Source organism: Caballeronia sp. LZ016 (assembly GCF_031450805.1).
GTDB lineage: Bacteria > Pseudomonadota > Gammaproteobacteria > Burkholderiales > Burkholderiaceae > Caballeronia.
In genome coordinates, this window is record NZ_JARTVY010000005.1 from 451357 (window position 1) to 474491 (window position 23135).

A 23135-nucleotide genomic window follows, 5' to 3' on the forward strand; every position below is an offset into this window, starting at 1 on the left:
CGCGCGCCGCGTCACGAATCGCGGCGCGCGGAGTGACTGCGCTGGTCGATCCATAGACGCGCCCAGCGCGCTGCATACGCGATTGCGTGGTCGGCCTCGAAGAAGTAATCGAGCGCATCGAATGTGAAGGATGCGCCGCGCGCCGACGTACTGTTCTCGATGATCAGGTTGGCCGCGTACAAGCCGCTCGGCAGCGCGTGCGCGGATGGTGCAACGTCATATCCCTTGTATCGCATGAGGCGTTTCCTTGCATGAATACGATCGCGGACGACATCGCCCTCGAAGCACCATGCTAGTGACCGGCTCGCACTCCGCAAACGAATGCTTTGACGTAAGCAAATCAGCTTGAGCGTTAATTGATCCGTTGCACCGGTGATTTCTGCAAGCCAGAGCTTCTCTACTGAGTCTCTTCTGTATTTCGTGCGCCTGATCGGAAGGCGCTATTGCGAGGGACAGTTAGTTGCGGGCATAAGTGACTCTTCGAAACCTGCACACCGCGTCCGCAAGTCACGGAATACGGACATCCCACGGGCTTTCGGACCATTCATAGAATGCGGCCTAACGAACCCTGCAGATTGCGCCGGTATGGGCCGCGCCGCCAACGATTGGGAGGGACAACATGATCATCTATCACCGAGGCGCGGCCTTCGAGCCCTTCGTCTCCCGCGTGGGGACTGCATTCATGGCCAAGGCCTCGATTCTCGAAGAAGATGGCCACCTGACATCGCTTGGCGATCTGGGCGTGTTCGCCAACGAGGAGAGCGCGTTCAAGTTCGCCGTCTATTCGGCCACCGCGTTTATCGAAGGCGAACAGCTGCCGACACCCGCCTCGCAAAGGTACACGGCGTAGCCCGCCTTTATAACGAACGCACGTTCGACGCCGCGTGTGTCCGCTGGTCTGCGGTTTGCTCGACTTCAGTCGAGCTACTCATAACACCGCAGATAGGGAGCGAACGCCGTGACGCCATCAGGAACCATCATCCTTGTCCAACGCGAAGACCCGTGGTCGAAGGACGCACAGGCGCTTCTCGATGAACTCAGCGCCATGCTCGCCGTCTTCTCTGGCGATAGCGGCCAATCGCGCTTCTGTCTGCAGGACGTCTGCTCCGCGCGAGGCGCGTTCCTCGTCGCGCGAAACGAACAAGGGATCGCGCTAGGTTGCGGCGCATTCCGTCGCTTCGATTACGGTGTCGCCGAAGTCAAGCGACTCTACAGCCGTCCGGACACATGCGGCGTAGGCACCGCGCTCCTCGCGCAACTCGAAGCCGAAGCGGCTGCGGTCGGCTATCACAAGTTTCTGCTCGAAACGCGGGCCGTCAACCGGAAGGCGATCGCGTTCTATGAGCGCAACGGCTTTCAGGCGACGAGCCCGTACGGCATCTACGTTCATCAACCCGATGCGCGCTGCTTCGAGAAGGCGATCATCGTTCCGGCCGAGCAGCGTCGAATGGACCAATGCTGAAATCGCCGGAAACCCGCATAACGAAGCGGTGTTTATGCGAACGCCGCATGTTTCGTGATACCGTACCTTCGTTCTTCGACACCACGGAGGACACGTTCTCGGGGCGGGGTGTGATTCCCCACCGGCGGTAATCGTCGTGATGTTCAGTCACGCGACGTAGCCCGCGAGCGCTCATCGGTGCGCAGGCAAGTTGCATCGAACGAGGTCAGCAGACCCGGTTGGATTCCGGGGCCGACGGTATAGTCCGGATGAAAGAGAACAGGACAGCCAGCATTTTCACGCCCGACGTGCGCGCTTTTCAGCGTGCAAGGGCGCGGTTGTCCTTCGCCCTGTTCACACAAAACAGGCTGAAGTCCATGAACGCACCCAATATCATCGAATCACAAGCGGTATCCGCTACCCGTTCCAACCGTCCTCGCATTGCGTTCGTCCAGGCTTGCTGGCATCGCGATATCGTCGATCAATGCAAGACGTCTTTTCTCGAAGCCATGCAGCAATACGGCTACACGAGGGACGATATCGATCTCTTCGAAGTCGCCGGCGCATTCGAGATTCCGCTGCATGCGAAGCGGCTTGCGTCGAGCGATCAGTATGCGGGGATTGTCGCGGCGGGGCTGGTCGTCGATGGCGGCATCTATCGGCACGAGTTCGTCGCGCAGGCTGTCATCAATGGCTTGATGCAGGTGCAGTTGGACACCGGAACGCCGGTGTTTTCGGCGGTTTTGACGCCGCATCACTTCCATCACGGTGAGGAGCACGTCGGGTTCTTTCGCGAGCACTTTCTCGTGAAAGGGCGGGAGGCGGCGCATGCTTGTGCCGATACTGTCGGCAAGTTGAGCGCATTGCCGGTTGCTTGACGGTTCGTATATTCGCGTCGGTTTATTAGCTCGCCCCTCCCCGGGGCGGGGCGACTTTCTCGGCTGTCGACCAGAGTTGGCGCTTGAGCGCCATCACTCTGGTCCCATGCAAGGAAAGCAGCTATTCTCGAACCGCACGATGCACTGACTCATGTGCTCACTCCGTAGAACATCGGTGGCACTCGGATTACTTAGCAGCCTTGAATGACCTTCCGCGCCCCAAGCGAGCCCCTCGGCTCGTCAAAGCCATCGGAACGCTCGTCTGTCATGACATGAACATGCCACCATCCACGTTCACCGTCTGCCCCGTGATATATCCGGCGTCCTCCGATGCAAGGAACGTCACCAACCCCGCGACATCGCCTCCATTCCCCGCACGCTTCATCGGAATGTTAGCCACCCACTCCGCCATCAGTTCACCCGGCTTGTAGTCGCCGAGCAACTTGCCCCAGGCCTCATCGTTATATGACCACATGTCCGTCGTGATGATGCCCGGACAAAACGCATTCACGGTGATGCCCGTCGGCGCAAGCTCCTTTGCAAGACTCTGCGTGATTCCCAACACTCCGAACTTGCTCGCCGCATAGTGCGGCGTGTAGACGAAACCCTGCCGCGCCTGTCCCGATGCCGTGTTGATCAAACGGCCGCCCTTGCCAGCGCGCAACATGCGCGTCGCCGCTTCCTGACAGCACAGGAACACGCCTTTGGTATTCACGGCCATGACCTTGTCCCACTCGCTTTCCGTGAGATCGGGCAGCTTCGCAATCGTGATGACGCCCGCGTTCTGCACCGACACATCCACTTCGCCGAGCTTGGCCGCGACTTCTTCATACAGCGCGACGACCTGGCTCTTGTCGGTCACGTCCATCTCGACCGCGAGCGCATCGAAGCCCGCATCGCGCAGATGCGAGGCCGCATCGTGCACGCTCTTCTCGTTCGCGGTCACGCAAACCTTCGCGCCTTCCTGCGCGAAGCGTTCCGCGATCGCCAGACCGATGCCGCGACTGCCGCCCGTCACGACGGCCACCTTGTTCTCGAACCGCTTTGCTTCGTAAGCCACGTTGCCCTCTCCTGAAGACGAATTTACAGACGTTCGATCCAGCGCAGCCATTGCGCATGATTCGCAGCCGCCGCATCGACGCCGCTGCCCGGTTCCACACGCCGCGCAATCACGCGCTTGCTTTGATACGTTTCGAGCGATGCGATCAATCCGCCCTTCCATGCCGCAAGCGCAGCCGCACCCGCCGCCGATATCTCGCTCAGCGCGAGCGTGCTGACCGGGCGATCGAGCGTATCCGACAGGTACTGCAGCAGGAACGGACGCTGCACCAGGCCGCCATCGAGATACAGTTCGCGCAGCCGCACGTTGGCCGCCTGCTCCATCACGGTGATGACGTCCTTGATCTGATAGACGATGGATTCATACGCCGCGCGCGCGACGTGCTGCCACGACTTCGAAAAATCGAGCCCGACGATCTGCGCGCCGCCCGGATACTTCCAGTGCGGACAGCCGATGCCGGAAAACGCGGGCAGCACGAACACGCCCCCGTTGTCGTAGTCGATGAAGGCCTGCTCCGCTTCGGCGAAATCATCGAAAAGACGCAGCTTGTCCTTGAGGAACGCGGGCGTCGAACCCGCGCTGATCACGATGCCTTCCAGCGCATAATCCACGCGCTCGTCGCTTGCGAAGCACAGTGTCGAGACGAGGCCATGCGCCGGTTCCTGCGGATGCGCCCCGACGTTCATCATGATCGACGAGCCGGTGCCCATCGTCGCTTTCGCCACGCCCGGATGCAGGCATCCTTCGCCGACGGCCGCCGCATGTGAATCGCCGATCATCGATAGCACCGGTATCGCGCGTTCGAGCAGGCCGTCGAAGTCGGTCGCACCGAAGTCGGACGCGGACGGCATCGGCTCCGGCAGACGCAAGCCTTGCAGGCCAAAGCTATCGACCAGTTCGCGGTCCCATTGCAGCGTTGCGAGATTGAACAGCATCGTGCGCGACGCGTTCGTATAGTCGGTCCGGTAGGCATGGCCCTTCGTCAGCCGATACAGCAGCCAGCTATCGACCGTGCCGAAGTACGCATCGCCTGCGGCGATCGCATGGCGCACGCGCTCGTCGTTCTCATTGAGCCAGACGAGTTTCGACCCTGAAAAATACGGGTCGATCAGCAAGCCTGTCTTCTGCGCGATGACCGGTCCGAGTCCGTCCGCCTTCATGCGCTCGCAAATGCCGAGCGATCGCTGGCATTGCCACGACACCGCCGGCACGATCGGCTCGCCCTGCTCGTTCCACAGCACGACCGTTTCGCGCTGATTCGAGATGCCCACGCCTGCTATCTCGTCGCGCGGTCCTTCGAACTTGCCGATACACTCGGCCACCGCGCGCAACACCGACTCGTAGAGCGCATCGGCATCCTGTTCGACGAAGCCCGTTCGGGGATGCGTGCACGTCACCGGCGCAAAGCCGCGCGCATGCACCTGGCCTTCGCTATCGAACAGCAATGCCTTCGTGCCGCTCGTGCCCTGATCGATCGCCAGAATGGTTTTCATGTGATGACCCTCGTATTGACGCGCATCACGCGGTGAGCGAAACCATGCGCGACTGCAGGCGCTGCTGCAACTGGTCGATGACCACCGCGAAGATGATCACGAGTCCCTTGATGACCATCTGCCAGAAGTCGCTGATGCCGCACATCACCATGCCGTCGCCGAGAATGCTGATCACGCACGCGCCGACGACCGAGCCGAACACGGTGCCGCGTCCGCCCATCAACGCGGTGCCGCCCAGCACGACCGCCGCGATTGCGTTGAGTTCGTAGGTCTGTCCGGTCAGCGGGTGAGCCGTCTGCAACTGCGCCGTGATGACGAGGCCGACGAGCGCCGCGCAGAAGCCGGAGAACATATAGACGAAGAGCTTCACGCGATTCGTGCGAATGCCCGAGAAACGCGCGGCCTGTTCGTTGCCGCCGATTGCATAGATGCGGCGCCCGAGCGGCGTCTTGCGCGCGATGAAGATGGTCACGACCGCGAGCACGAGCATGATCCAGACGGGCATCGAGAGACCGAGTATCGTGCCGTTGCCGATGAATTCGAAGCCCGTGTTGCCGAGCGCCGGATTGCCTTCGAGGTCCGCAAACGTGCTGCCGTTGTTGACGAGCAGCGCCGCGCCGCGCACGACATACAGCATGCCGAGCGTCGCGATGAACGGTGCGACGTTCAGCATCGTGATGAGATAGCCGTTCACCGCGCCGATGAGCGCGCCGAGCACGCACGCAATGATCGTCACGCCGAACGGACTGAAGAACACGATGTGATGCCCGATCTTCACGCCTTCGAGCAGCAGATACCCCGCTGCCATCCCGCTTATGCCGACGATCGACCCCACCGACAAGTCGATTCCCCCCGTCAGTATCACGAGCGTCATGCCGATGGAAAGAATCGCGACGACGGTCACGTGCTTCGCCATGATGAGCATGTTGCTCGTCGAGAGAAAGTTCTCCGTGGCCAGCGAGAACACGATGATGATCGCAAACAGTGCGATGAAGATCCGCAGCTTGAGCAGGTTGACCGCGATCCGCGACGCGACATACGCGCCATGCCGGCTATGCTTCGCATGCACCGGATGCACCGGCGGGTTGCTACTGTTGGGAGTGTTCATGGTATCGATCTCGGTTTGCTTCTCTCAGACCACGGCGGTCGCGGGCGTCGATGCCCGCACGATCCGCTCGCTGTCGAATTCATCGCGCCTGATGTCGGCGGTGAGCTTGCCGCTCGCCATCACGAAGACGCGATTGGAGACGGCCATTGCTTCGTCGAGCTCGGACGTCGCATAGATCACGGCGATGCCCGATTGCGCGAGCAGGCTGATCGTCTTGTAGACGTCCTCTTTCGCGCCGACATCGATGCCGCGCGTGGGTTCGTCCATCAGCAGCACCTTCGGCTTCGTGAGCAGCGCCTTGCCGATCACCACCTTCTGCATGTTGCCGCCCGAGAGCGACGTGATGGGCGCATCGACGGATGCCGCCTTGATCGCGAGCCGCTTGACGATATCGTTCGCGGCTTCCACTTGCCTGTCGCGCGCGAGCGACCCGACGAAGCGGCGCGTGAACTTGCCGAGGCTCGACAAGGTCATGTTCTCGAGGATGGTCATCAGTTGCACCATGCCCTGCTTCTGCCGGTCTTCCGGCACGAGCGCGATGCCGGCTTCGATGCGCTTCGGAATGGGCAGGTCTTCGATCGCCTTGCCCGCCAGCTCGATCTCGCCGAGCGCGAGCGGCTGCGCGCCCAGCAGCGATTCGAGCAACTCCGTGCGGCCCGCGCCCATGAGTCCGTATATGCCGATGACTTCGCCCGCCTTCACGGAGAACGAAACGTGATCGACCGCGTAGATGCCGTTCGAACGCTTGAGCGCGAGGTCTTTCACGTTGAGCACTTCATCGCCGATGGCGTGCTGCTCGAATGCGAAGCGCTTTTTCGACGAACCGACCATCGCCTCGATGATCCACGGAATGTCGATGTTGGGGATATCGTCTTCGGCGACGAGACGCCCGTTGCGCAGAACGGTGATGCAATCGCCGATCGCCATGATCTCTTCGAGACGATGCGAGATGTAGATCACCGTCACGCCTTCTTCCTTCAGCTGCCCGATGATCTTGAAGAGAATCTCGACTTCGGTCTTCGACAGCGCGGACGTCGGCTCGTCCATGATCAGCACCTTGATGTGCTTCGACAGCGCCTTCGCGATCTCGACCAGCTGCTGCTGGCCGACGTAGAGATCGCCGAGGCGCGTGCGCGGACTGATCGGAATGCGCAGGCGGTCCAGCAGCACTTTCGCCTGATGGTTCTCCATCTTCGCGCGGATCATGCCCGAGCTCGTCAGCTCGTTGCCGGCGAAGATGTTCTCCGCCACCGTCATGTCGGGGAAGAGATTCAGCTCCTGAAAAATGATGCCGATGCCATGATGCTCCGCGCTGCGTACATCGGTGATATGCGCGATCTTGCCATCGACCCATATCTCGCCGGACGTCGCCGTCTCCGCGCCTGCGAGCAGTTTCATCAACGTGGACTTGCCCGCGCCGTTCTCGCCGATCAGCACGTTGACCTTGCCGCGACGCACCTTGTAGTTCACGTCGACGAGCGCGGCGGTGCCGGGATACTGCTTCGACAGTGCGCGCGTTTCAATCACGTTCGACGTGTTCATCGTGCGCGGTTCGCTCGGAGTTTCGTTCATTTCCAGGCCACCGGTATCGCGCGAATCTCGCCTGTCGGCTCGGTCCATGTGCTGTAGACGGCGGCGACGTCCACCGTCTCGCCGACCTTCAGCTTCATCGACTGCACGCGATTCACGACGAGCTTGTTCAGCTCCTGGCCGAACGCGGCGAAGCGCGTCTGGTCATCGAAGTCGCTGTACTTGACGCCGGGGAAGCCATCGCGCACGCCGGTGCCGACCACGACCGGGCCGGTCTGCAACACGACGTGCACAGGTTCGCCGCCCGATGCGGGAGCCACGTCGACATAAGCCTTGCCGACACGCGAAGAACCATCGATGCGCGTCACCTTGCCCTGCACGCGCAGCCAGAAATTGCACGGGAACGCCGTGCTCTGACGGAAGCCGTACTGCTTGCACGCATCGTCGAAGTTCGAGTTGAGCGCGGCGATCACTTGCGAAGCCGGCTTCGCATTCTTGTCGGCATAAGGGATGAGTTGCTCGCTCAGCATCTTGCCGGCGTCCGGCCCCTTGTGCTGACCCTGGCTGCGTATCGCCGCGAGTTCGGTATCGGTGACGACGTGGCACGCGCCGAGACCCGCCGCACCGAGCACGAAGAGCACGGTGAGCGCGCGCCGGGTGGCGTAGATTGGATGAACCATGACGACCTCACATGACAAGCCTTGCACGGGCGCGGCCATGACCGCGCCCGCCGAACGGCGCAACGCGTTACTTCGTGTAGTAGAAGTCCTTGACCTTCGACGCGTTGTCCTTCGTGATCAGAATGCCGCGGAACAACTGGCGCTCCTGCTCGCCGGTCTTGCCGGTCGTGATGTACTTGTCGAGCAGGTCGACGCCGTGAATCGCAATGCCTTGCGCCTGCAGCATGACCGTTGCCTTGAGCTTGCCCGCGAGGATGGAATCGCGCTCGTCGTTGCTGCCGTCGATGCCCATCACGACGACATCCTTGCGTCCCGCCGATTCGAGCGATGCAATCGCGCCGAGCGCAACCGGACCATTGCCGCTGATGACGCCCTTGATCTTCGAATGCTCCTGCAGGATGGAATCCATTGCCTGCTTGCCGGGCAGAAGCGCACCCTTCGCGTCCTGACGCGCGACCATCTTCAGGTCGGGGTATTGATCGAGCACCTGATGGAACGCCTGCGAGCGCGTCACGCAGTTCTTGTCCGCGAGATTGCAGGTGAGCTCGACATATTCGCCCTGCTCGCCGATGGTCTCGACGAAGCGTTGCGCCACTTCCGTTCCCGCTTGCAGGTTGTTATGGCTCAACTGCGCAAGCGCGATACCGTCCTTCGGAATCTCGCGATTGATCAGCACGACCGGCACTTTCTTGTCGACGGCGGTACGCACCGTGGCGACGCTCGCGTTCGAATCGGCGTTATCGAGAATGATGCCCTTCACGCCCTTGCCGATCACCAGATTGACGAGCTCGTTCTGCTTGTTGACGTCTTCGCCATGCGAAAGAACGATGGTGTCGTAGCCGAGCTTCTTCGCTTCGCTTTCCGCGCCCTTCGCTTCGGCTGCATAGTACGGATTGTCGAGCGCGTTCACGAGAATCGCGATAGTGCCCTTGCCCGCCGCATTGGCGACGCCGGGCACGGCGGCGGCGAACGAAACGGCCACCGCCGCAGCGACTGCTAGCTTCTTCCACATGGTGTTGTCTCCGGTTGATTTGTGTTGTTCGAGCAATGCCACATCAGGCGATCGTATAGCCGCCATCGATCATGATGTCCGCGCCGGTGATCATGTCCGCGCCGTTCGAGAGCAGGAACAGAATCGCGGCGGCGATTTCATCGGTATAGGCGAAGCGGCCGACGGGAATCAGCTTCTTCATGTTCTCGCCCTTCTCGCCTTCCCATGCGGCCGCGCCCATCGGCGTGAGCACGACGGTCGGCGATACGGTGTTCACGGTGATGCCGCGCCCGGCCCATTCTTTCGCGAGCACTTTCGTCATGCCGATGAGCCCGGCCTTCGCTGACGTATAGGCGCAATGCTGATCGATCGCGACGGTCGCCGCCTGCGATGCGATGTTGACGATCTTGCCGCCATGCCCGCTCGCCAGCACGACGCGCGCAAAGTGCTTCGAGCACAGAAACGGGCCGGTGAGATTGACGTTGATCTGCCGCTGCCATTCGTCGTAGCCGATGTCTTCCGCAGGCGTCAGCGTGATGCAGCCCGCCGCGTTCACGAGCAGATGCAGATCGCCGAAGTGCGTATGCGCGGCCTGGATGGCGCGCTCGACATCGGCTTCATTGGCGACATCGCAAGCGAAGGCTTTTGCGTTATCCGCGCCGAGTTCATCGATGGCGGCCTGCACGCGCGGCTCTTCGAAGGCCGGATAGAGAATCGCGACGCGCGCGCCCTTCGCGATCAGCGCGGCGTTCGTCGCCATCGCAATGCCGCCGAGACCGCCCGTCACGACCGCGACCTTGCCGTCCAGACGAAAATCGAAATCGACGCCGTGGCGCAGCGACATGTCGTACTGAATGCCCATCTGTGTCTCCTGATCCTGTGTCTTGTCTGCGCGCTCAGTTGGCGCACTGCGCGCGGATCGCATCGGCGATGCCGGCTGCATCGATACCATAATGGCGGCGGATGCCCTTGCGCGTGCCGTACTTCGCGAACTCGCCTTCGGTGATGCCGAGCATCTTCAGCGGCCGCGCAAACTGACGCCGCGCCATCAACACGGCCACCGTCGCGCCGATGCCGCCATGCAGCGAATGCTCCTCGACAGTGACGATCGCATCGTGGCGTTCGATGATCGCGGCGAGCGCGTCATGATCGAGCGGGCGCAGCGACGAGAGATTCACGAGGGTCGGCGATATGCCGCTGTCTTTCTGTACCGATTCGCACGCATCGAGCGCTTCGCCGACGACCGAACCCATCGCGATGACCGCGACGCGCGAGCCTTCGATCAGCACATCGGGGCGGCCCGGCACGAAGCGATACGACGCGTCGTGCACGACCGGGAACTTCGCGTTGTCGAGACGGATGTAGACCGGGCCATCGAAGGATGCGGCGTAGTCGATCATCTGCACGACCTCGACTTCATCGCAGGGCGCGAAGATCTGCACGTTGCCGAAGCCGCTCATGATGGAGAGGTCGTCGATGGCATGATGCGTCGATGCGAGCGGCCCATAAGCCACGCCCGCATTCAGGCCGAGCATCTTCACGTTGGTGCCGCTATAACAGACGTCGTTCTTGACCTGCTCGTTCGCGCGTCCGACCAGAAACGGCGCAGCGTTCGCCGTGAACACGATATGGCCGCCGAGCGCGAGACCCGCCGCCATGCCGACCATGTTCTGCTCCGCGATGCCGACGTTGATCACGCGCTCGGGATAGTCCTTCATGAACGGGCCAATCTTCGAGGTGGACGTGGAATCCGCCACCATCACGATGATGTCCTGCCCGGAGGCGGTCAGCCGGCCGAGCGCGCTTACCGCGCCGTCCCGCAAGTCAACGAATTCACGCATGGTCGAGCTCCTTCAGCGCCTGCTTGAGTTGGTCTTCGTCGGGGAACTTGTGATGCCAGGCCGGCACGTTCTCCATGAACGATACGCCGCGTCCCTTGATGGTATGCGCGATCACGACTTTCGGCTTTCGGTTCGCGTAGTCGAGACTTTCCAACAGTTTCCAAATGGAGTCCGACTGGTTTCCGTTCACGTCGTGAACCTCGAAACCGAAAGCGCGGAATTTTTCGTCGAGCGGATCGAGATCCATGATGTTGTGCGTGAAGTCCGCCAGTTGCAGGCGATTGCGATCGACGATCACGACGAGGTTCGACAGCTCGAAATGCGCCGCCGCCATCGCAGCTTCCCAGTTGGAACCTTCCTCGAGTTCGCCGTCGCCGGTCAGCACGAACACTCGTCCGGCCGGGCCTTCCTGTTGCGCGGCATGACGCTGCTTGGCCATCGCGAGACCGGCGGCGATCGGCAAGCCGTGGCCCAGACCGCCCGTGTTGACCGTCACCCACGTCGGCAGTTTCTGTCGCACGGGATGGCCCGGAAGACGCGAATCGTCCTTCAGATAGGTAAGCAGTTCATCGTCCTTCAGCCAGCCGAGTTCCGCAAAGCAACCGTAGAGGCCGCCGACACCGTGCCCCTTGCTCAGGATGAACTCGTCGTGCCAGCGCACGCTGCTGTCCGCATCGATCTCATAGCGAAGCACGTGAAAATAGAGCGCGGCGAGGATGTCCGCCTCCGACATGTCGCCGCCCGTGTGACCGCTTTTGGCGGCGGCGTTCATGACGCAGATTTTCTTGCGGATCTCTTGCGCCCGGCGATGCAGCGCGTCGCCCGACTGCTTGAAGGGGTTTTCCATTCCCTGCTCCCAGACTTCCCGTTTGCTTGAGACAAAGTTTCTTTTAGTTTCTTTCGAAAGTCAAAGACAAATGAATCGAAAGAGGGAAAACCCCTAAAACGAACGCCGCGGCGTTTCTGATCAGGCAGAATACGGCTTGGGGCGGCGCGGGATAGCGCATGTGCAGGAAGGGCGGAATGGATCAACGAACCAGAACAGAGAAGATTTTCGAACGTGTGCGGGCGGCGAAGCTCGTGAAGCTCTCGGAGTTGTCGAGCGAGTTTGGCGTTTCGATGCCGACGATTCGAAAGGACATCGACGAACTGCAGCGGCTCGGGCGTGTCGAGCGCGTGCATGGCAACGTGCGCCTGCGTGCCGAGCGTCCGGAGCCTGCGAGGCGCAGCTATGAGACGCCGGTGCTGCCGACGAGCGAGGAGAAGGCGCTGATCGGTGCGAAGGCGGCGAGTCTGATCGAGAACGGGGATTCGATCATTCTGGACTGCGGCGCGACGGCGACGGAGCTTGCGAAGAATCTGCTGGATCGCCAGAACCTGCGCATCGTGACGAACGCGTTGAACATTGCGATCCTGCTCGGCGCGGAGCCGACGAATCGCGTGATGCTGACGGGCGGCCTCTTCAAGCCGGAGACGATTGCGGTGTCGGGCGAGAAGGCATCGACGTTCTTCGAGGGCATGTTCGTCGACAAGCTGTTTCTGGCGGCGGGCGGCGTGTCGATGGAATCGGGCATTTCATATCCCGACTTCATCGATTTGCACGTGAAGCGCGCGATGATCGACGCCGCCAAGACCGTCTATTTGCTGGCGGATTCGAAGAAGTTCGGCAAGCGCGAGTTCGCGGCGTTCGGCGCAATGGACCGTATCGATTACCTCGTCACCGACGACGGCCTCGGCGACGAGTTCGTGCGATGGCTCGATGGCAACGGCACGAAGATTCTGTATGCGTGAGCGCGGGCCGCGCGGCGTTATTTGCCGTTTCGAGTAGAACCCGTAGATTGTTCCTGATGCGTGGCGGTTCCGGCGCCGCTGCCGGGCGTGGCGGCGGCTCGGCCGGCGCCGGTGCCGCCCGCGTTGCCGGTTCCGCCGGCGCCTCCGGTGGTGCCTCCGGGGCCGCCTGTCGCGCCGGTGGCTGCGGCGGAGGTTCCTCCGTTGCCGCCGGTGTTTTCGCCGGCGCTGACGCCGCCGGCCTTGTGGGCATCGCCGACGCCACCGAGCCCGGCGCTGCCAGCGGCGAGGGCGGCGGCGGAGACGGAAAGTATCGTGGCGGCGAGAAGAGTGGCGGGGAGTTTGGGCATGGGGGGCTCCGGTGGAACGATCGACGCAAGGGGAGCCGCAATGCACATGCCAAAGGCCAGCGTGGTGTTAGCGAGCCAAGGAGTCTGAGGATGTGGATGCTCGGCGGGCGCAGAAGATCAATCAAGGCTGCTAATTAATTCGATAGCCTGCGGAGTGACCGAACGAATCAGTGCTTCGAGCCGGAAACGCTGCTTTCTTCGGTTACTCTCTTTGCATGCGACCAGAACAAGGCGCTAAAGCCCCAACTCTGGTCGACAGCCAGAAAAGTGCCCCGCCCCGGGGAGGGGCGAGCTAATAGACCGGTACGAACAAGAGCTCCACGGAAAAGGAACCCCTACTTCTTCCCGTCAACAACCGCGACGACCTCCTCCCGCGAATATTCCTTATTAGCCAACGCCCCCGTCGGCGTCTTGGCCAGCACGGCGTCGAGTTCCTCGGGCTTCACCTCGAGCACCGGCATCCGGATGTCATGCGGCACCTTCTTCCCCGCCAGCACCTGCTGCGTGACCCAGAACGCAAACGAGGAAGCCCCCGGCGGAATCGTCACCGACATCGTTTCGTAGCCGCTCTTGCGCTGCTCCGCCCACCACGCCAGTTCTTCCTGACGATTGCCGAGGATGATGATCGGTGTCGGCCGCCCCGCCGCCTTGATCGCCTGCGCCGCGCCGAAGCCATCGCCGCCCTGCGTGACGACGCCATCGATCTTCGGCAGCGTCGGCAAAATACCCGCGACCTGTTTCTGCGCGACGGTCTGCGTCCAGTCGCCATGCACCGAGCCGACGATCTTCAGCCCCGGATACTTCTTGATCTGTTCGACGATGCCCTGGTGAATCTCGTCATCGACCGACACGCCCGCCAGCCCGCGAATCTCCAGCAGGTTGCCCTTGCCATTGAGACGCTTCGCCAGATAATCCACCTGCATGCGCCCCATGCCCTGGAAATCCACGGCGATGCGATACGCGCACGGCTCCGTCGCAATGCCGTCGAAAGATACGATGGTCACGCCCGCGCCGCACGCCTGCTTGATCACGCCATTGAGCGCGGTCGGCGAGACGGCATCGACGGCAATCGCCTTGTAGCCCTGCAAGATGAGATTCTGTATCTGCTGGACCTGTTCCGTCGCCTGACTCTCGGCGGTCGTGAAGCTCGGCGCGGACGCCACGATCTTCTGCTTCACCGCGGCATCGGCGACGTTGGACCAGCTCTTGAGCATCTGCTGACGCCAGCTATTGCCCGCATAGTTGTTCGACAACGCGATCTTCATCGACGACGTATCGCCGTTCGCCACCTGCGCCATCGCCGATGCGCTCGCCAGCGCCACGCATGCCGCCGCAATCGTCTTGAGAATCTGCACTCTCCGTCTCCTGTCGTTATTGATTAGCGCGCCGCGCCGCGCACGCCCACATGAAGCGCGTAAACCGATGATGTCGCGGTGATGAACAGCCGGTTGCGCCGCAGCCCGCCGAACGTCAGGTTCGCGACGACTTCCGGAATCAGTATCTTGCCGAGCAGCGCGCCATCCGGCGCATAGCAATGCACGCCGTCTTCCGCGCTCGTCCACACGTTGCCGTGCTCGTCGGTGCGCAGGCCGTCGGGCACCCCGCTTTGCATCTCGATAAACACGCGGCCATTGCGCAACGCGCCATCGTTCGCGACATCGAAGACGCGTATGTGACGCGGTGCATCGTCGTCGTGCGATGCAGCGGAATCCGCGATATAGAGCTTCGATTCGTCCGGCGAGAACGCGAGGCCGTTCGGCTTCGCGAAGTCGTCTGACACGAGGCGCACTTGCGTTTCTCCCGGCGCGACGCGATACACATTGCATCGCCCGATCTCGCTATCCGAACGATATCCTTCGTAGTCGCTGATTATTCCGTAGTCCGGATCAGTGAACCAGATCGCGCCTCCGGAATCGACGATCACATCGTTCGGCGAGTTGAGCTGCTTGCCTTCGAAATGCGATGCGATCACCGTGATACTGCCGTCGTGCTCGGTGCGCGTCACGCGCCGCGCGCCATGCTCGCAACTCACGAGCCGGCCTTCGCGGTCGCGTGTATTGCCGTTGCTGTAATTCGACGGCGCGCGATACACGCCGACACCCATTCCCGGCGCCCAGCGCAACATGCGATTGTTCGGAATGTCGCTCCAGATGAGCAGGTCCGTCGCCGGAAAATACACGGGACCTTCGGCCCACAGGCAATCGCCGGTCAGCTTTTCGAGGAACGCGTTGGGCTGAAGCAGCAGCCGGAAGCGCGGATCATGCACTTCGTAGTCTTGGGCTTTCATGTCTCCTTGTCCTTCTAGTTGTCTTTCCCGTTCGTTGATTCAGCGCGCCGCCTTGCCGCCCGCCGCCACCGTCACCGCGATGATGAGCACGCCATACACGATCGAGCGCACGCCCGCATCGGCGCCGACCGCGTTCAGCACGGCATTGGTCAGAAAGAGGAACATCGATGCGCCCCATACGCCCGCGATCGTCGCCTTGCCGCCGGCCACGAGCGTGCCGCCGATCACCACCACGGCGATCGAAATGAGCATGTATTCGACGCCCATGTCGAGCGACGCCCCGCCCGATGTGGCGGCGATCAGCAACGCGGTCAGCGACGCGATCATCGACGACATCACGTAGGCGAGGCAGCGCGTGCGATGCACGTCCACGCCCGCGAGCCACGCCGCCCGCGCGTTCTGTCCGATTGCCGAAAGCCTGCGCCCGTACACCGCGCGATGCAGCAGCACAGCGAGCGCGATCGATAGGACCAGCGCCACCAGCGCGATATACGGCACGTTGAGAAAGCGGCCCGTCGCGAATGCGCCCAGGCCCGGCGGCGGCGGCGGAAGCTGCCTGCCCTGCGTGATGGCGACCGACTGAATGATGAAGCTCGAGGACAGCGTCGCGATGATCGGCGGAATGCGCAGCATGCGAATGAGCGCGTAATTCGCGAGGCCGATCGCGATGCCCACGCCGAGCGCGGCCGCAATGCCCAGCGCAATGTTCCCGTTCGCGCCGCCCATCACGTGCATGCCGACGACACCGGCGAGCGCGATCGTCGATGGCACCGACAAGTCGATGTTGCCCACGCCCGATGTGATGACGAGCATCTGCCCGAGCCCGACCAGCACCATGAATACGCCGTAGGTCAGCGCCGTCTGCGCCACGTTGCTCGCGATGCCGAAGCCGAAGATCGCGACGATGGCGAGCCACACGAGCACCGCGCCGACGAACGACCAGGCCCACGGCGCCTGAATGGCCTTGATGCGCGACCACGCGCTCGCGTTGTTGTCTGCGATGGTGTTCATCGGCGCTCTCCGCGTTGCAGCAGCACGCGCAACGACAAAACCACGATCAGGATCGCACCCTGCATGCCGACCTGCCAGTCCGACGAGATATTCAGGAATGCGAGGAATGATGCCGCGAGCGTCAGCGTGATCGCGCCGAGCACCGCGCCGATCACCGAGACGCGGCCGCCCACGAACTCACCGCCGCCGAGGATCACGGCTGCGATGGAAAGCAGCGTGTAACGCAACGCGAGATTGGCGTCGGCGGATGTGGTGAGGCCGAGCAGTGACAAGCCCGACAGCACGCCGAACACGCCTGCCACGCCATAAAGAGTCGCCTTGCTGCGTACGAGCGACCAGCCGAAGCGGCGCATCGCGCGCGGATTGCCGCCCGCACCGCGCACGCGCACGCCCGCCGACGAACGCATCAGCAGGAGATGACCGATGATCGCGATCAGCACCGACCATACGATGGGCGCGGCGATGAACGGCGTCTGATAGTTCATCGCCGCGCCTAGCCACGCAGGGCTCGTGCCGCCCGGCGACGGCAACAGTACGATTGCAAGCCCGCTCCACACGAACGAAAGCCCGAGCGTCACGACGATCGACGGTATCTGCCGCAATTCGATCAGCGCGCCGACCGCCGCATAGGCCAGCACGCAGCCGGCGAGCGCGAGCGCACCGAGCCACGGCGTCTTCACGAGCAGCGTCGCGCCGATGCACGCGACGAGGCTCACGAAGGGCCCGATGGAAAGGTCGAGATCGTTGACGGTGATGATCGCAAGCTGGGCGAGCGTTGCAAGGACGATCGGCACGGCGAGATTCAGCAGCAGGCTCGAGCCGAAGTAGCTCATCACGGCGGGCTGCATGACGAGGATCGGGATCAGCACCGCGACGAGCGATATCGCGGGAAGCATCGCGCGCAAGCGCGCTTGTGTAACGGCGAGAGTCATGCAGCCTGCTCCTCGAAACTCGCCGCGAGCAACGCTTCCTCCGTGCATTCGTCGGCATGAAGCACGCGCGTGACGGCGGACGAACGGAACACGTAGGTGCGGTCGCAATGCGACAGTTCTTCGTTTTCGGTGGTGTACCAGATGAAGGTGCGCCCTTTCGCGGCTTCATCGTGGACGAGCTGATAGATGTCGCGCTTCGTGCCGACATCGACGCCGCGTGTGGGATCGTCCATCAGGATCAGGTCGGCATCCGATGCGAGCGCCCGCGCGAACAGCACCTTCTGCTGATTGCCGCCCGATAGCGACAGGATGCCCGCGCTCATTGCCGCGCCGCGAATGCCGATCTTCACGCGCCATGCTTCGACGATCGCCCGCGCCGCCGCCAGATCGACGAGACCGCGCTTGCGCGGCGCACCGCCCGCGAGCCATCGCACGTCGAGGTTCTGCGCGATCGACCAGATCGGGAAGACGCCGTCGCGGCCGCGATCGCCGGCGACGAAAGCCACTTTCGCGCGGCCCGGACCACGGCTCGACGCGGCTTCATAGATGGCGAGCAACGCTTCGGTCTGGCCCTGGCCCGCGAGTCCCGCGAAGCCGACGACTTCGCCACGCGACGCTTCGATGGACGTGTGACGCTTGACGCCGACGTTCCATTTGAAGTGCCGTTCACCGCTCTGCGCAGCTTGCGAGCGACTTTCGCTCGGCGTCTTGTCCGCCTCGAGATGCTGGCCCATCGCCTGAATGATGGATGCGCGGCTCGACTGCGCACGCGGCAGCACGCTGACGATGCCGCCGTCGCGCATCACCATCACGCGGTCCGCCACGCGCTCGATCTCGCCCAGCATGTGCGTGATGAGCAGGCACGTGATGCCGCCCTGCGCCGCCTTGCGCACGAATTCGAGCAGTTGCTCGGCGGTATGCGCGTCGAGGGATGACGTCGGCTCGTCGAGGATCACGAGGCGCACGGGCGCATCGGTGACGGTGAAGCCTCGCGCGATCTCCACCATCTGCTGCTGCGTCAGCGTGAGATCGGAGACGAGTTCGTTGCCCTTCAACCCGTTGCCCGGAAAGATTTCTTCGAGCTTCTCGCGCATCAGCTTCGTCGCGGTGCGCCGCCATCCGCGGCCATGCAGTTGCGGATGCACGATGCACATGTTCTCCGCGACCGTCAGATTCGCGCACAGCGACAGCTCCTGGAACACGCAGCGCACGCCGGCTTCGCGTGCAGCGTTGGCGTCGTAATGCGGCGCGTCCTTGCCCTCGACTTCGATGCGTCCCTGCGTCGGCGCATGCACGCCGGCCAGCACGGCCATCAGCGTCGACTTGCCCGCGCCGTTGTGCCCCGCGATGCCGACGCATTCGCCTCGCATGAAGGCGAAGTCGATGCCGTCGAGCGCGCGCACGCGCCCGAACGTCTTGCCGATGCCTGCAAAGCGAATCAGCGCTTCATCGCCGGCAATCGTGTCTCCTGCTCCGCCCATTCACATGCTCCATGCGTGGCGTTACGTTTTTACTATTCAGCTATCCGAATCACTTCTTCTTGTCGAGCAGCGCGACCGTTTGCGGCAGCGTGTACGTCACGTCGCTGATCCCGCCGGGCGGCGTCGCCGCGAGCTTCGCCGGCAACTCCTGCTGCGATATCTCGAGCAGCGGCACGTTGATGGTCACGTCCTTCGGAATCTTTTTGCCCGCGAGCACCTGCTGCGCGACCCAGAATGCGAACGTCACCGCGCCCGGCGGATTCGACAGCGAACGCGACTGATAGCCGTTCTTCGTCTGCTCGTTCCACCAGTTGAGCTCGGGATACGTGCTGCCGATGATCATCGGCGGAGTCGGGCGATTCGCCGCCTTGAACGCCTGCGCAATGCCGAACGACATCTCGCCTTCGGTGGCGACGCCATCGACTTGCGGCAGCGTCGGCAAGATGCCCGCGACGGCCTTCTGCGCGACCGATTGCGTCCAGTCGCCGTTCACCGATCCGACGAGCTTCATGCCCGGATACTTCTTCATCGCCTCGAGCACGCCTTCGTGCATGAGGTTGTCGACGGAAATGCCCGCCACGCCGCGCACTTCGAGAATATTGCCCTTGCCGTTCAGACGCTGCGCGAGATAGTCGACGCCCTGCGCGGCCCAGCCCTTGAAGTCGAAGTTCACGCGATACGCGCACGGCTCGTCGACGATGCCGTCGAAGGACACGACCACCACGCCCGCCGCGCACGCCTTCTTGATGGTGCCGTTGAGCGCCGTCGGCGACACGGCGTCGATGACGATTGCGTTATAGCCCTGCAAGATCAGGTTCTGCACCTGCTGCGCCTGCTCGGTCACCTGATTTTCCGCCGTCGTGAAGGCGGGCGCGGCCGCGACCTTCTTGTCGGCGACGGCCTGCTGCGATACGCCGTTCCAGCTCTTCAACATCGACTGACGCCACGCGTTGCCCGCGAAGCTGTTCGACAGCGCGATCTTCTTCTGCGACGTATCGCCGGTAGCGACCTGCGCGTGGACCGCGCCGGACATCATGCATGAGGCCGTGGCGAAGGCCATCGCCGCGTGTTTTGCTGAACGGGACATCGTGTCTCCTTTGTCGTGCTGCGTGTTTTTGTCGGTTCAATGCGTGCAGCGCGCGTGGCGAATGCGCGTGCGTTTCAGCGCGATTGCCGTGAAGCGCGCCGAAAGGAAAGCGAATGGGGAGAAGCGGTACGTGCGCGCTCGATGCGAACGCCGGAGCGGAATAGCTGAAACGACATGGTCATGAGCACGCCTCTTCAAAGCGCATCGGCCAGAGCGCCGATGCAATGCTTTCAAACAGTTGCCTTCCAGGACTGCCTTCAGTTGCATTGCGGTCAGGCCAATCACAGTGGTCAGGCCACCGCACCGCCGAGGCAGTATAGCGACTGCCTTTGCGCGATGCAATTCGAACTACGTGACCGGTAACATCGCTGCCCGCCAACCGCCCGTTCGATGGAACGAAACGTGCAGACGCGTCTGTACTGACTCAATCGGACAGGCCATGAATACCTTACGTTTCACATCCAGAGTAGTCGTCGTCACGGGCGCGGGATCGGGCATCGGCGAAGGGACGGCGCGCCGCTTCGCGGCGGAAGGCGCGAACGTCGTGCTCGCCGGGCGCACGCAAGAGAAGCTCGAACGCGTCGCACGGGACCTCGATCCGTCCCGCACGCTGATTCACCCTTGCGATGTCTCTCGCCATGAAGACGCGGAGCGGCTGATCGAAGCGGCCGCCGCGCGCTTCGGGCGCATCGACGTGCTCGTGAACAACGCGGGCGTCGCGCCGACGGGACGCATCGACGAAGCATCGCTCGACGACTGGCGCGCCATCATGTCGACCGATCTCGACGGCGTGTTCTATTGCAGCCGCGCGGCCATCCGTCATCTGATCGCGGCGAAGGGGTCGATCGTCAATGTGTCGTCGGTGTCGGGGCTGGGCGGCGACTGGGGCATGAGCTTCTACAACGCAGCCAAGGGCGCGGTGACCAACTTCACCCGTGCGCTCGCCATGGACCACGGCCGCGACGGCGTGCGCGTGAACGCGGTGTGTCCGAGCCTGACCGCGAGCGACCTCACGCAGGACATGTTCGACGACGATGAACTCATGGCGAAGTTTCGCGAGCGCATTCCGCTCGGCCGCGCCGCCGAACCGGACGACATCGCGGCGGTCATCGCCTTTCTTGCCAGCGACGACGCGCGCTTCGTGACGGGCGTGAATCTTCCCGTCGACGGAGGCCTGAGCGCATCGAACGGACAGCCGCCGCAAGCATGAAACGCGCGCGGCCGTGATTCGGTATGTCCATTGCTCGATCTTCCGGCAAGGAGGAATCGGGCATGGAGCTGGACTCGGCCGCATGGTTCGGCAAGACGTTCTCGGAGTTGTGCAGGAAGCAGCGGTCCGCCGCGACGACCATCACGTTCGTGCTGGGCGCGGGGTTCTCGAACTCATGGGACCCGCGTTACCCGACCGGCGCGGCGCTCTTCAATCTCGCCGATGACGACTGGACCGCGTGGTCGCCCATTCTTGCCGAATTCCTCGCGATGATCGGCTTTCCGGCCGATCGCACGACGCTGGATCGCGAGTTGTTTCTCGACATCGTGTATCAGGTGGGCATGTTGAGAAAGTATCCGCCGATACGCAACCGCTTCGTCGACGACTCCTGTCTCGACGCCATCGAGCGCGAGCTCCGGTATATCGTGTACCGGAAATTCAACGAGACCGCGCCGCCGCCGAAGCGAGTCGATAACCGGTTCCGGCTCGACGCCACCGGTTCGCCGGAGAAGGACGCGATCCTCTCGCTCTTCTCGGCGCTGATGCATCCGTCGTGCGCGAGCGCGGATCACGGGGCCGATCATGCGCTGCAGGTGAGCTTCGTCACGACGAACTATGACTTCGTGATCGAAGCCCTCGTCGACAGCGCGAATCCGCAGGCGCGGCATGCTTCGCGCCGGCTTTATCGCGGCATTACGCCCGTTTCATGGTGCGGAGAAGATGCGTTGATCGCGGGGCATCTGCGACCGTCCGGCAATCTGTTGAAGGTCAACGGCGGCTTCGAGCTGATCATGACGCAAGAAGGCTTGCAGATCGATTACCGCGAACGCGATGACGAAGCCGTGCGACGTCATCCGCCGCAAATCATGCTGCCGTCCCGCGCGCAGGACTACGACCAGCCCTATTTTCAGGCGCTTTTTCCGAAGGCGGTGCGCCTGCTGCAGGAATCACGCGTCGTGGTGCTCGTGGGCTACGGGTTCCCCGAAGAAGACGCGCTATTGCGGCTGCTGCTCCGGCAGTTCGCGGAAGCGCCCGCCGATGGCCGGCAACGCGTGCTGCATTACGTCGATCTTGCCGACGAACGCACGCAACTGGTTCGCGCACGCCGCGCGTTTCCGCATGTCGGGCGCGATGGCGGCCTCGTCGTCAAGCCCTTCGAAGGCTCGTTCGGGCAGTGGTGCAAGGACGTGCTGAGAAGCCTGTCGATATGATGAAGCGTGACGAGCGCGCGCTGACGACACGCGCGTTTGCAACGCTTACCAGCCCTGCGACCCGCCCGCGTCGTGCTTCGTCGCGGGCGACGGCTTGCCGCTTTGCGCGCCCGGCACGCCGGTGCCGCCCGTATCGCGGCTCGTGCCGCTGCCCGCGCCGCCCTTCGATACCGTCCCGTCCGACTGCCCGTTCGGCGCGGCGTGGATGCGTGGTCCTTCCGTGGACGCGCCCGACGTATCGCCGTTGCCGGATGGCAGGCCCGCGCCCTGTCCGCCCGATCCGCCGCCCGGACAGCCCCCGCCGCCGCAGCCGAGGCCGCCGCCCGCCGCGTGAACGCTGCCTGCGAGCGCCAGCAGCGCGCCCGACAACATGAGTTTGATGGCGTCCGCTTTCATTGGCATCCTGCTCACAGCGCGAGCGCCTCGTGCTCGTCGATCCACGCGATCGCGCCTTCTTTCGCGAAGGCCATCGCTTCGTTTTCATCGACGAAGGACAGGCGGAACTCCATGTCGTGCGACTCCATCGCGTCCCCGTCGTTCGCGGTCGGCAGATAGATGCGCGCATTGCCGACGATGCTTCCGTCGTCGATGCTCGCCGATGTGTGGATCGTGCATGACCGGTACTTGATTTCCATGACGTGCCTCCGCGCCGAAAATGAAAGATTGCGCGACAACGCAGCATAAGCCGTGCCGCTTGCGCCGATGCCGGGCACGCTGAATGCATCGACACGCTGCATCGATGCATTCATGAACATA

At 62.9% G+C, this 23135-nt stretch carries 25 protein-coding genes and 1 riboswitch; of the genes, 6 read left to right on the forward strand and 19 right to left on the reverse strand.

The genetic code is table 11. The features are described from left to right. Nucleotides 1-11: 11 nt before the first annotated feature. On the reverse strand, nt 12-236 hold the full coding sequence (locus P9220_RS25830) for a hypothetical protein (protein WP_309768693.1): 225 nt from the start codon (nt 234-236) through the stop codon (nt 12-14). A gap of 383 nt (nt 237-619) precedes the next feature. Here P9220_RS25830 and P9220_RS25835 point away from each other — a divergent pair, with 383 nt between their 5' ends. From P9220_RS25835 to P9220_RS25845, 3 genes are all read left to right on the forward strand, one after another. After that, nucleotides 620-850: a hypothetical protein gene (locus P9220_RS25835; RefSeq protein ID WP_309768694.1), complete on the forward strand. Its 231-nt coding sequence runs from the start codon at nt 620-622 to the stop codon at nt 848-850. Between the two features lie 108 nt (nt 851-958). Continuing rightward, on the forward strand, nt 959-1462 hold the full coding sequence (locus tag P9220_RS25840) for a GNAT family N-acetyltransferase (protein WP_309768695.1): 504 nt from the start codon (nt 959-961) through the stop codon (nt 1460-1462). 90 nt (nt 1463-1552) lie between these two features. After that, nucleotides 1553-1726, forward strand: a riboswitch (FMN riboswitch). A 92-nt stretch (nt 1727-1818) separates the two neighbouring features. Continuing rightward, complete coding sequence (locus tag P9220_RS25845; RefSeq protein ID WP_309768696.1) at nt 1819-2319, forward strand: 6,7-dimethyl-8-ribityllumazine synthase; 501 nt, start codon at nt 1819-1821, stop codon at nt 2317-2319. Between the two features lie 265 nt (nt 2320-2584). Here P9220_RS25845 and P9220_RS25850 read toward each other — a convergent pair whose 3' ends face one another. The 9 genes from P9220_RS25850 to P9220_RS25890 form a co-directional block, all read right to left on the reverse strand. Beyond that, nucleotides 2585-3379: an SDR family oxidoreductase gene (locus P9220_RS25850; protein WP_309768697.1), complete on the reverse strand. Its 795-nt coding sequence runs from the start codon at nt 3377-3379 to the stop codon at nt 2585-2587. A gap of 23 nt (nt 3380-3402) precedes the next feature. Further along, nucleotides 3403-4872 (reverse strand): FGGY family carbohydrate kinase, encoded by a 1470-nt coding sequence (locus P9220_RS25855; RefSeq protein ID WP_309768699.1) that lies wholly within the window; start codon nt 4870-4872, stop codon nt 3403-3405. Nucleotides 4873-4897: 25 nt separating this feature from the next. After that, the gene (locus P9220_RS25860; protein WP_309768700.1) at nt 4898-5980 is read right to left on the reverse strand and encodes an ABC transporter permease; all 1083 of its coding nucleotides are present in this window, start codon (nt 5978-5980) and stop codon (nt 4898-4900) included. Between the two features lie 24 nt (nt 5981-6004). Next, nucleotides 6005-7552, reverse strand: a complete 1548-nt coding sequence (locus tag P9220_RS25865) for a sugar ABC transporter ATP-binding protein (protein ID WP_309768701.1) — start codon at nt 7550-7552, stop codon at nt 6005-6007. After that, on the reverse strand, nt 7549-8190 hold the full coding sequence (locus tag P9220_RS25870) for a DUF2291 family protein (RefSeq protein WP_309768702.1): 642 nt from the start codon (nt 8188-8190) through the stop codon (nt 7549-7551). Before P9220_RS25870 ends, P9220_RS25865 begins: the two co-directional genes overlap by 4 nt. A gap of 67 nt (nt 8191-8257) precedes the next feature. Continuing rightward, nucleotides 8258-9202 carry a D-ribose ABC transporter substrate-binding protein gene (locus P9220_RS25875; RefSeq protein WP_309768703.1) on the reverse strand — a complete coding sequence of 315 codons (945 nt, stop codon included), beginning with the start codon at nt 9200-9202 and terminating at the stop codon, nt 8258-8260. Nucleotides 9203-9245: 43 nt separating this feature from the next. Beyond that, nucleotides 9246-10043 (reverse strand): GolD/DthD family dehydrogenase, encoded by a 798-nt coding sequence (locus P9220_RS25880; protein ID WP_309768704.1) that lies wholly within the window; start codon nt 10041-10043, stop codon nt 9246-9248. A gap of 34 nt (nt 10044-10077) precedes the next feature. Beyond that, a complete protein-coding gene (locus P9220_RS25885) occupies nt 10078-11022 on the reverse strand; it encodes a transketolase C-terminal domain-containing protein (protein WP_309768705.1) in 945 nt (314 codons plus the stop codon). Beyond that, a complete protein-coding gene (locus P9220_RS25890; RefSeq protein WP_309768706.1) occupies nt 11015-11869 on the reverse strand; it encodes a transketolase in 855 nt (284 codons plus the stop codon). Before P9220_RS25890 ends, P9220_RS25885 begins: the two co-directional genes overlap by 8 nt. A gap of 176 nt (nt 11870-12045) precedes the next feature. Here P9220_RS25890 and P9220_RS25895 point away from each other — a divergent pair, with 176 nt between their 5' ends. After that, the gene (locus tag P9220_RS25895; RefSeq protein ID WP_309768707.1) at nt 12046-12813 is read left to right on the forward strand and encodes a DeoR/GlpR family DNA-binding transcription regulator; all 768 of its coding nucleotides are present in this window, start codon (nt 12046-12048) and stop codon (nt 12811-12813) included. A gap of 17 nt (nt 12814-12830) precedes the next feature. Here the strand turns inward: P9220_RS25895 and P9220_RS25900 are convergent, their stop codons facing one another. From P9220_RS25900 to P9220_RS25930, 7 genes are all read right to left on the reverse strand, one after another. Continuing rightward, a complete protein-coding gene (locus P9220_RS25900; protein ID WP_309768708.1) occupies nt 12831-13160 on the reverse strand; it encodes a hypothetical protein in 330 nt (109 codons plus the stop codon). A 335-nt stretch (nt 13161-13495) separates the two neighbouring features. Continuing rightward, the gene (locus tag P9220_RS25905; RefSeq protein ID WP_309768933.1) at nt 13496-14458 is read right to left on the reverse strand and encodes an ABC transporter substrate-binding protein; all 963 of its coding nucleotides are present in this window, start codon (nt 14456-14458) and stop codon (nt 13496-13498) included. 80 nt (nt 14459-14538) lie between these two features. Continuing rightward, nucleotides 14539-15447: an SMP-30/gluconolactonase/LRE family protein gene (locus tag P9220_RS25910; protein ID WP_309768710.1), complete on the reverse strand. Its 909-nt coding sequence runs from the start codon at nt 15445-15447 to the stop codon at nt 14539-14541. A 39-nt stretch (nt 15448-15486) separates the two neighbouring features. Further along, on the reverse strand, nt 15487-16458 hold the full coding sequence (locus tag P9220_RS25915) for an ABC transporter permease (protein WP_309768711.1): 972 nt from the start codon (nt 16456-16458) through the stop codon (nt 15487-15489). Beyond that, nucleotides 16455-17390, reverse strand: coding sequence for an ABC transporter permease (locus P9220_RS25920; protein WP_309768712.1), 936 nt, complete (start codon nt 17388-17390; stop codon nt 16455-16457). Before P9220_RS25920 ends, P9220_RS25915 begins: the two co-directional genes overlap by 4 nt. Beyond that, nucleotides 17387-18871 carry a sugar ABC transporter ATP-binding protein gene (locus P9220_RS25925; protein ID WP_309768713.1) on the reverse strand — a complete coding sequence of 495 codons (1485 nt, stop codon included), beginning with the start codon at nt 18869-18871 and terminating at the stop codon, nt 17387-17389. Before P9220_RS25925 ends, P9220_RS25920 begins: the two co-directional genes overlap by 4 nt. A 49-nt stretch (nt 18872-18920) precedes the next feature. Next, nucleotides 18921-19958 carry an ABC transporter substrate-binding protein gene (locus P9220_RS25930; protein ID WP_404980234.1) on the reverse strand — a complete coding sequence of 346 codons (1038 nt, stop codon included), beginning with the start codon at nt 19956-19958 and terminating at the stop codon, nt 18921-18923. A 439-nt stretch (nt 19959-20397) separates the two neighbouring features. Here P9220_RS25930 and P9220_RS25935 point away from each other — a divergent pair, with 439 nt between their 5' ends. Both P9220_RS25935 and P9220_RS25940 read left to right on the forward strand, forming a co-directional pair. Then, a complete protein-coding gene (locus P9220_RS25935) occupies nt 20398-21168 on the forward strand; it encodes an SDR family oxidoreductase (protein WP_309768714.1) in 771 nt (256 codons plus the stop codon). Between the two features lie 62 nt (nt 21169-21230). Beyond that, nucleotides 21231-22379, forward strand: coding sequence for a hypothetical protein (locus P9220_RS25940; protein ID WP_309768715.1), 1149 nt, complete (start codon nt 21231-21233; stop codon nt 22377-22379). A 45-nt stretch (nt 22380-22424) separates the two neighbouring features. Here the strand turns inward: P9220_RS25940 and P9220_RS25945 are convergent, their stop codons facing one another. Further along, complete coding sequence (locus P9220_RS25945) at nt 22425-22775, reverse strand: hypothetical protein (protein WP_309768716.1); 351 nt, start codon at nt 22773-22775, stop codon at nt 22425-22427. Between the two features lie 11 nt (nt 22776-22786). Next, the gene (locus P9220_RS25950; RefSeq protein ID WP_309768717.1) at nt 22787-23128 is read right to left on the reverse strand and encodes a hypothetical protein; all 342 of its coding nucleotides are present in this window, start codon (nt 23126-23128) and stop codon (nt 22787-22789) included. Nucleotides 23129-23135: the final 7 nt, after the last annotated feature.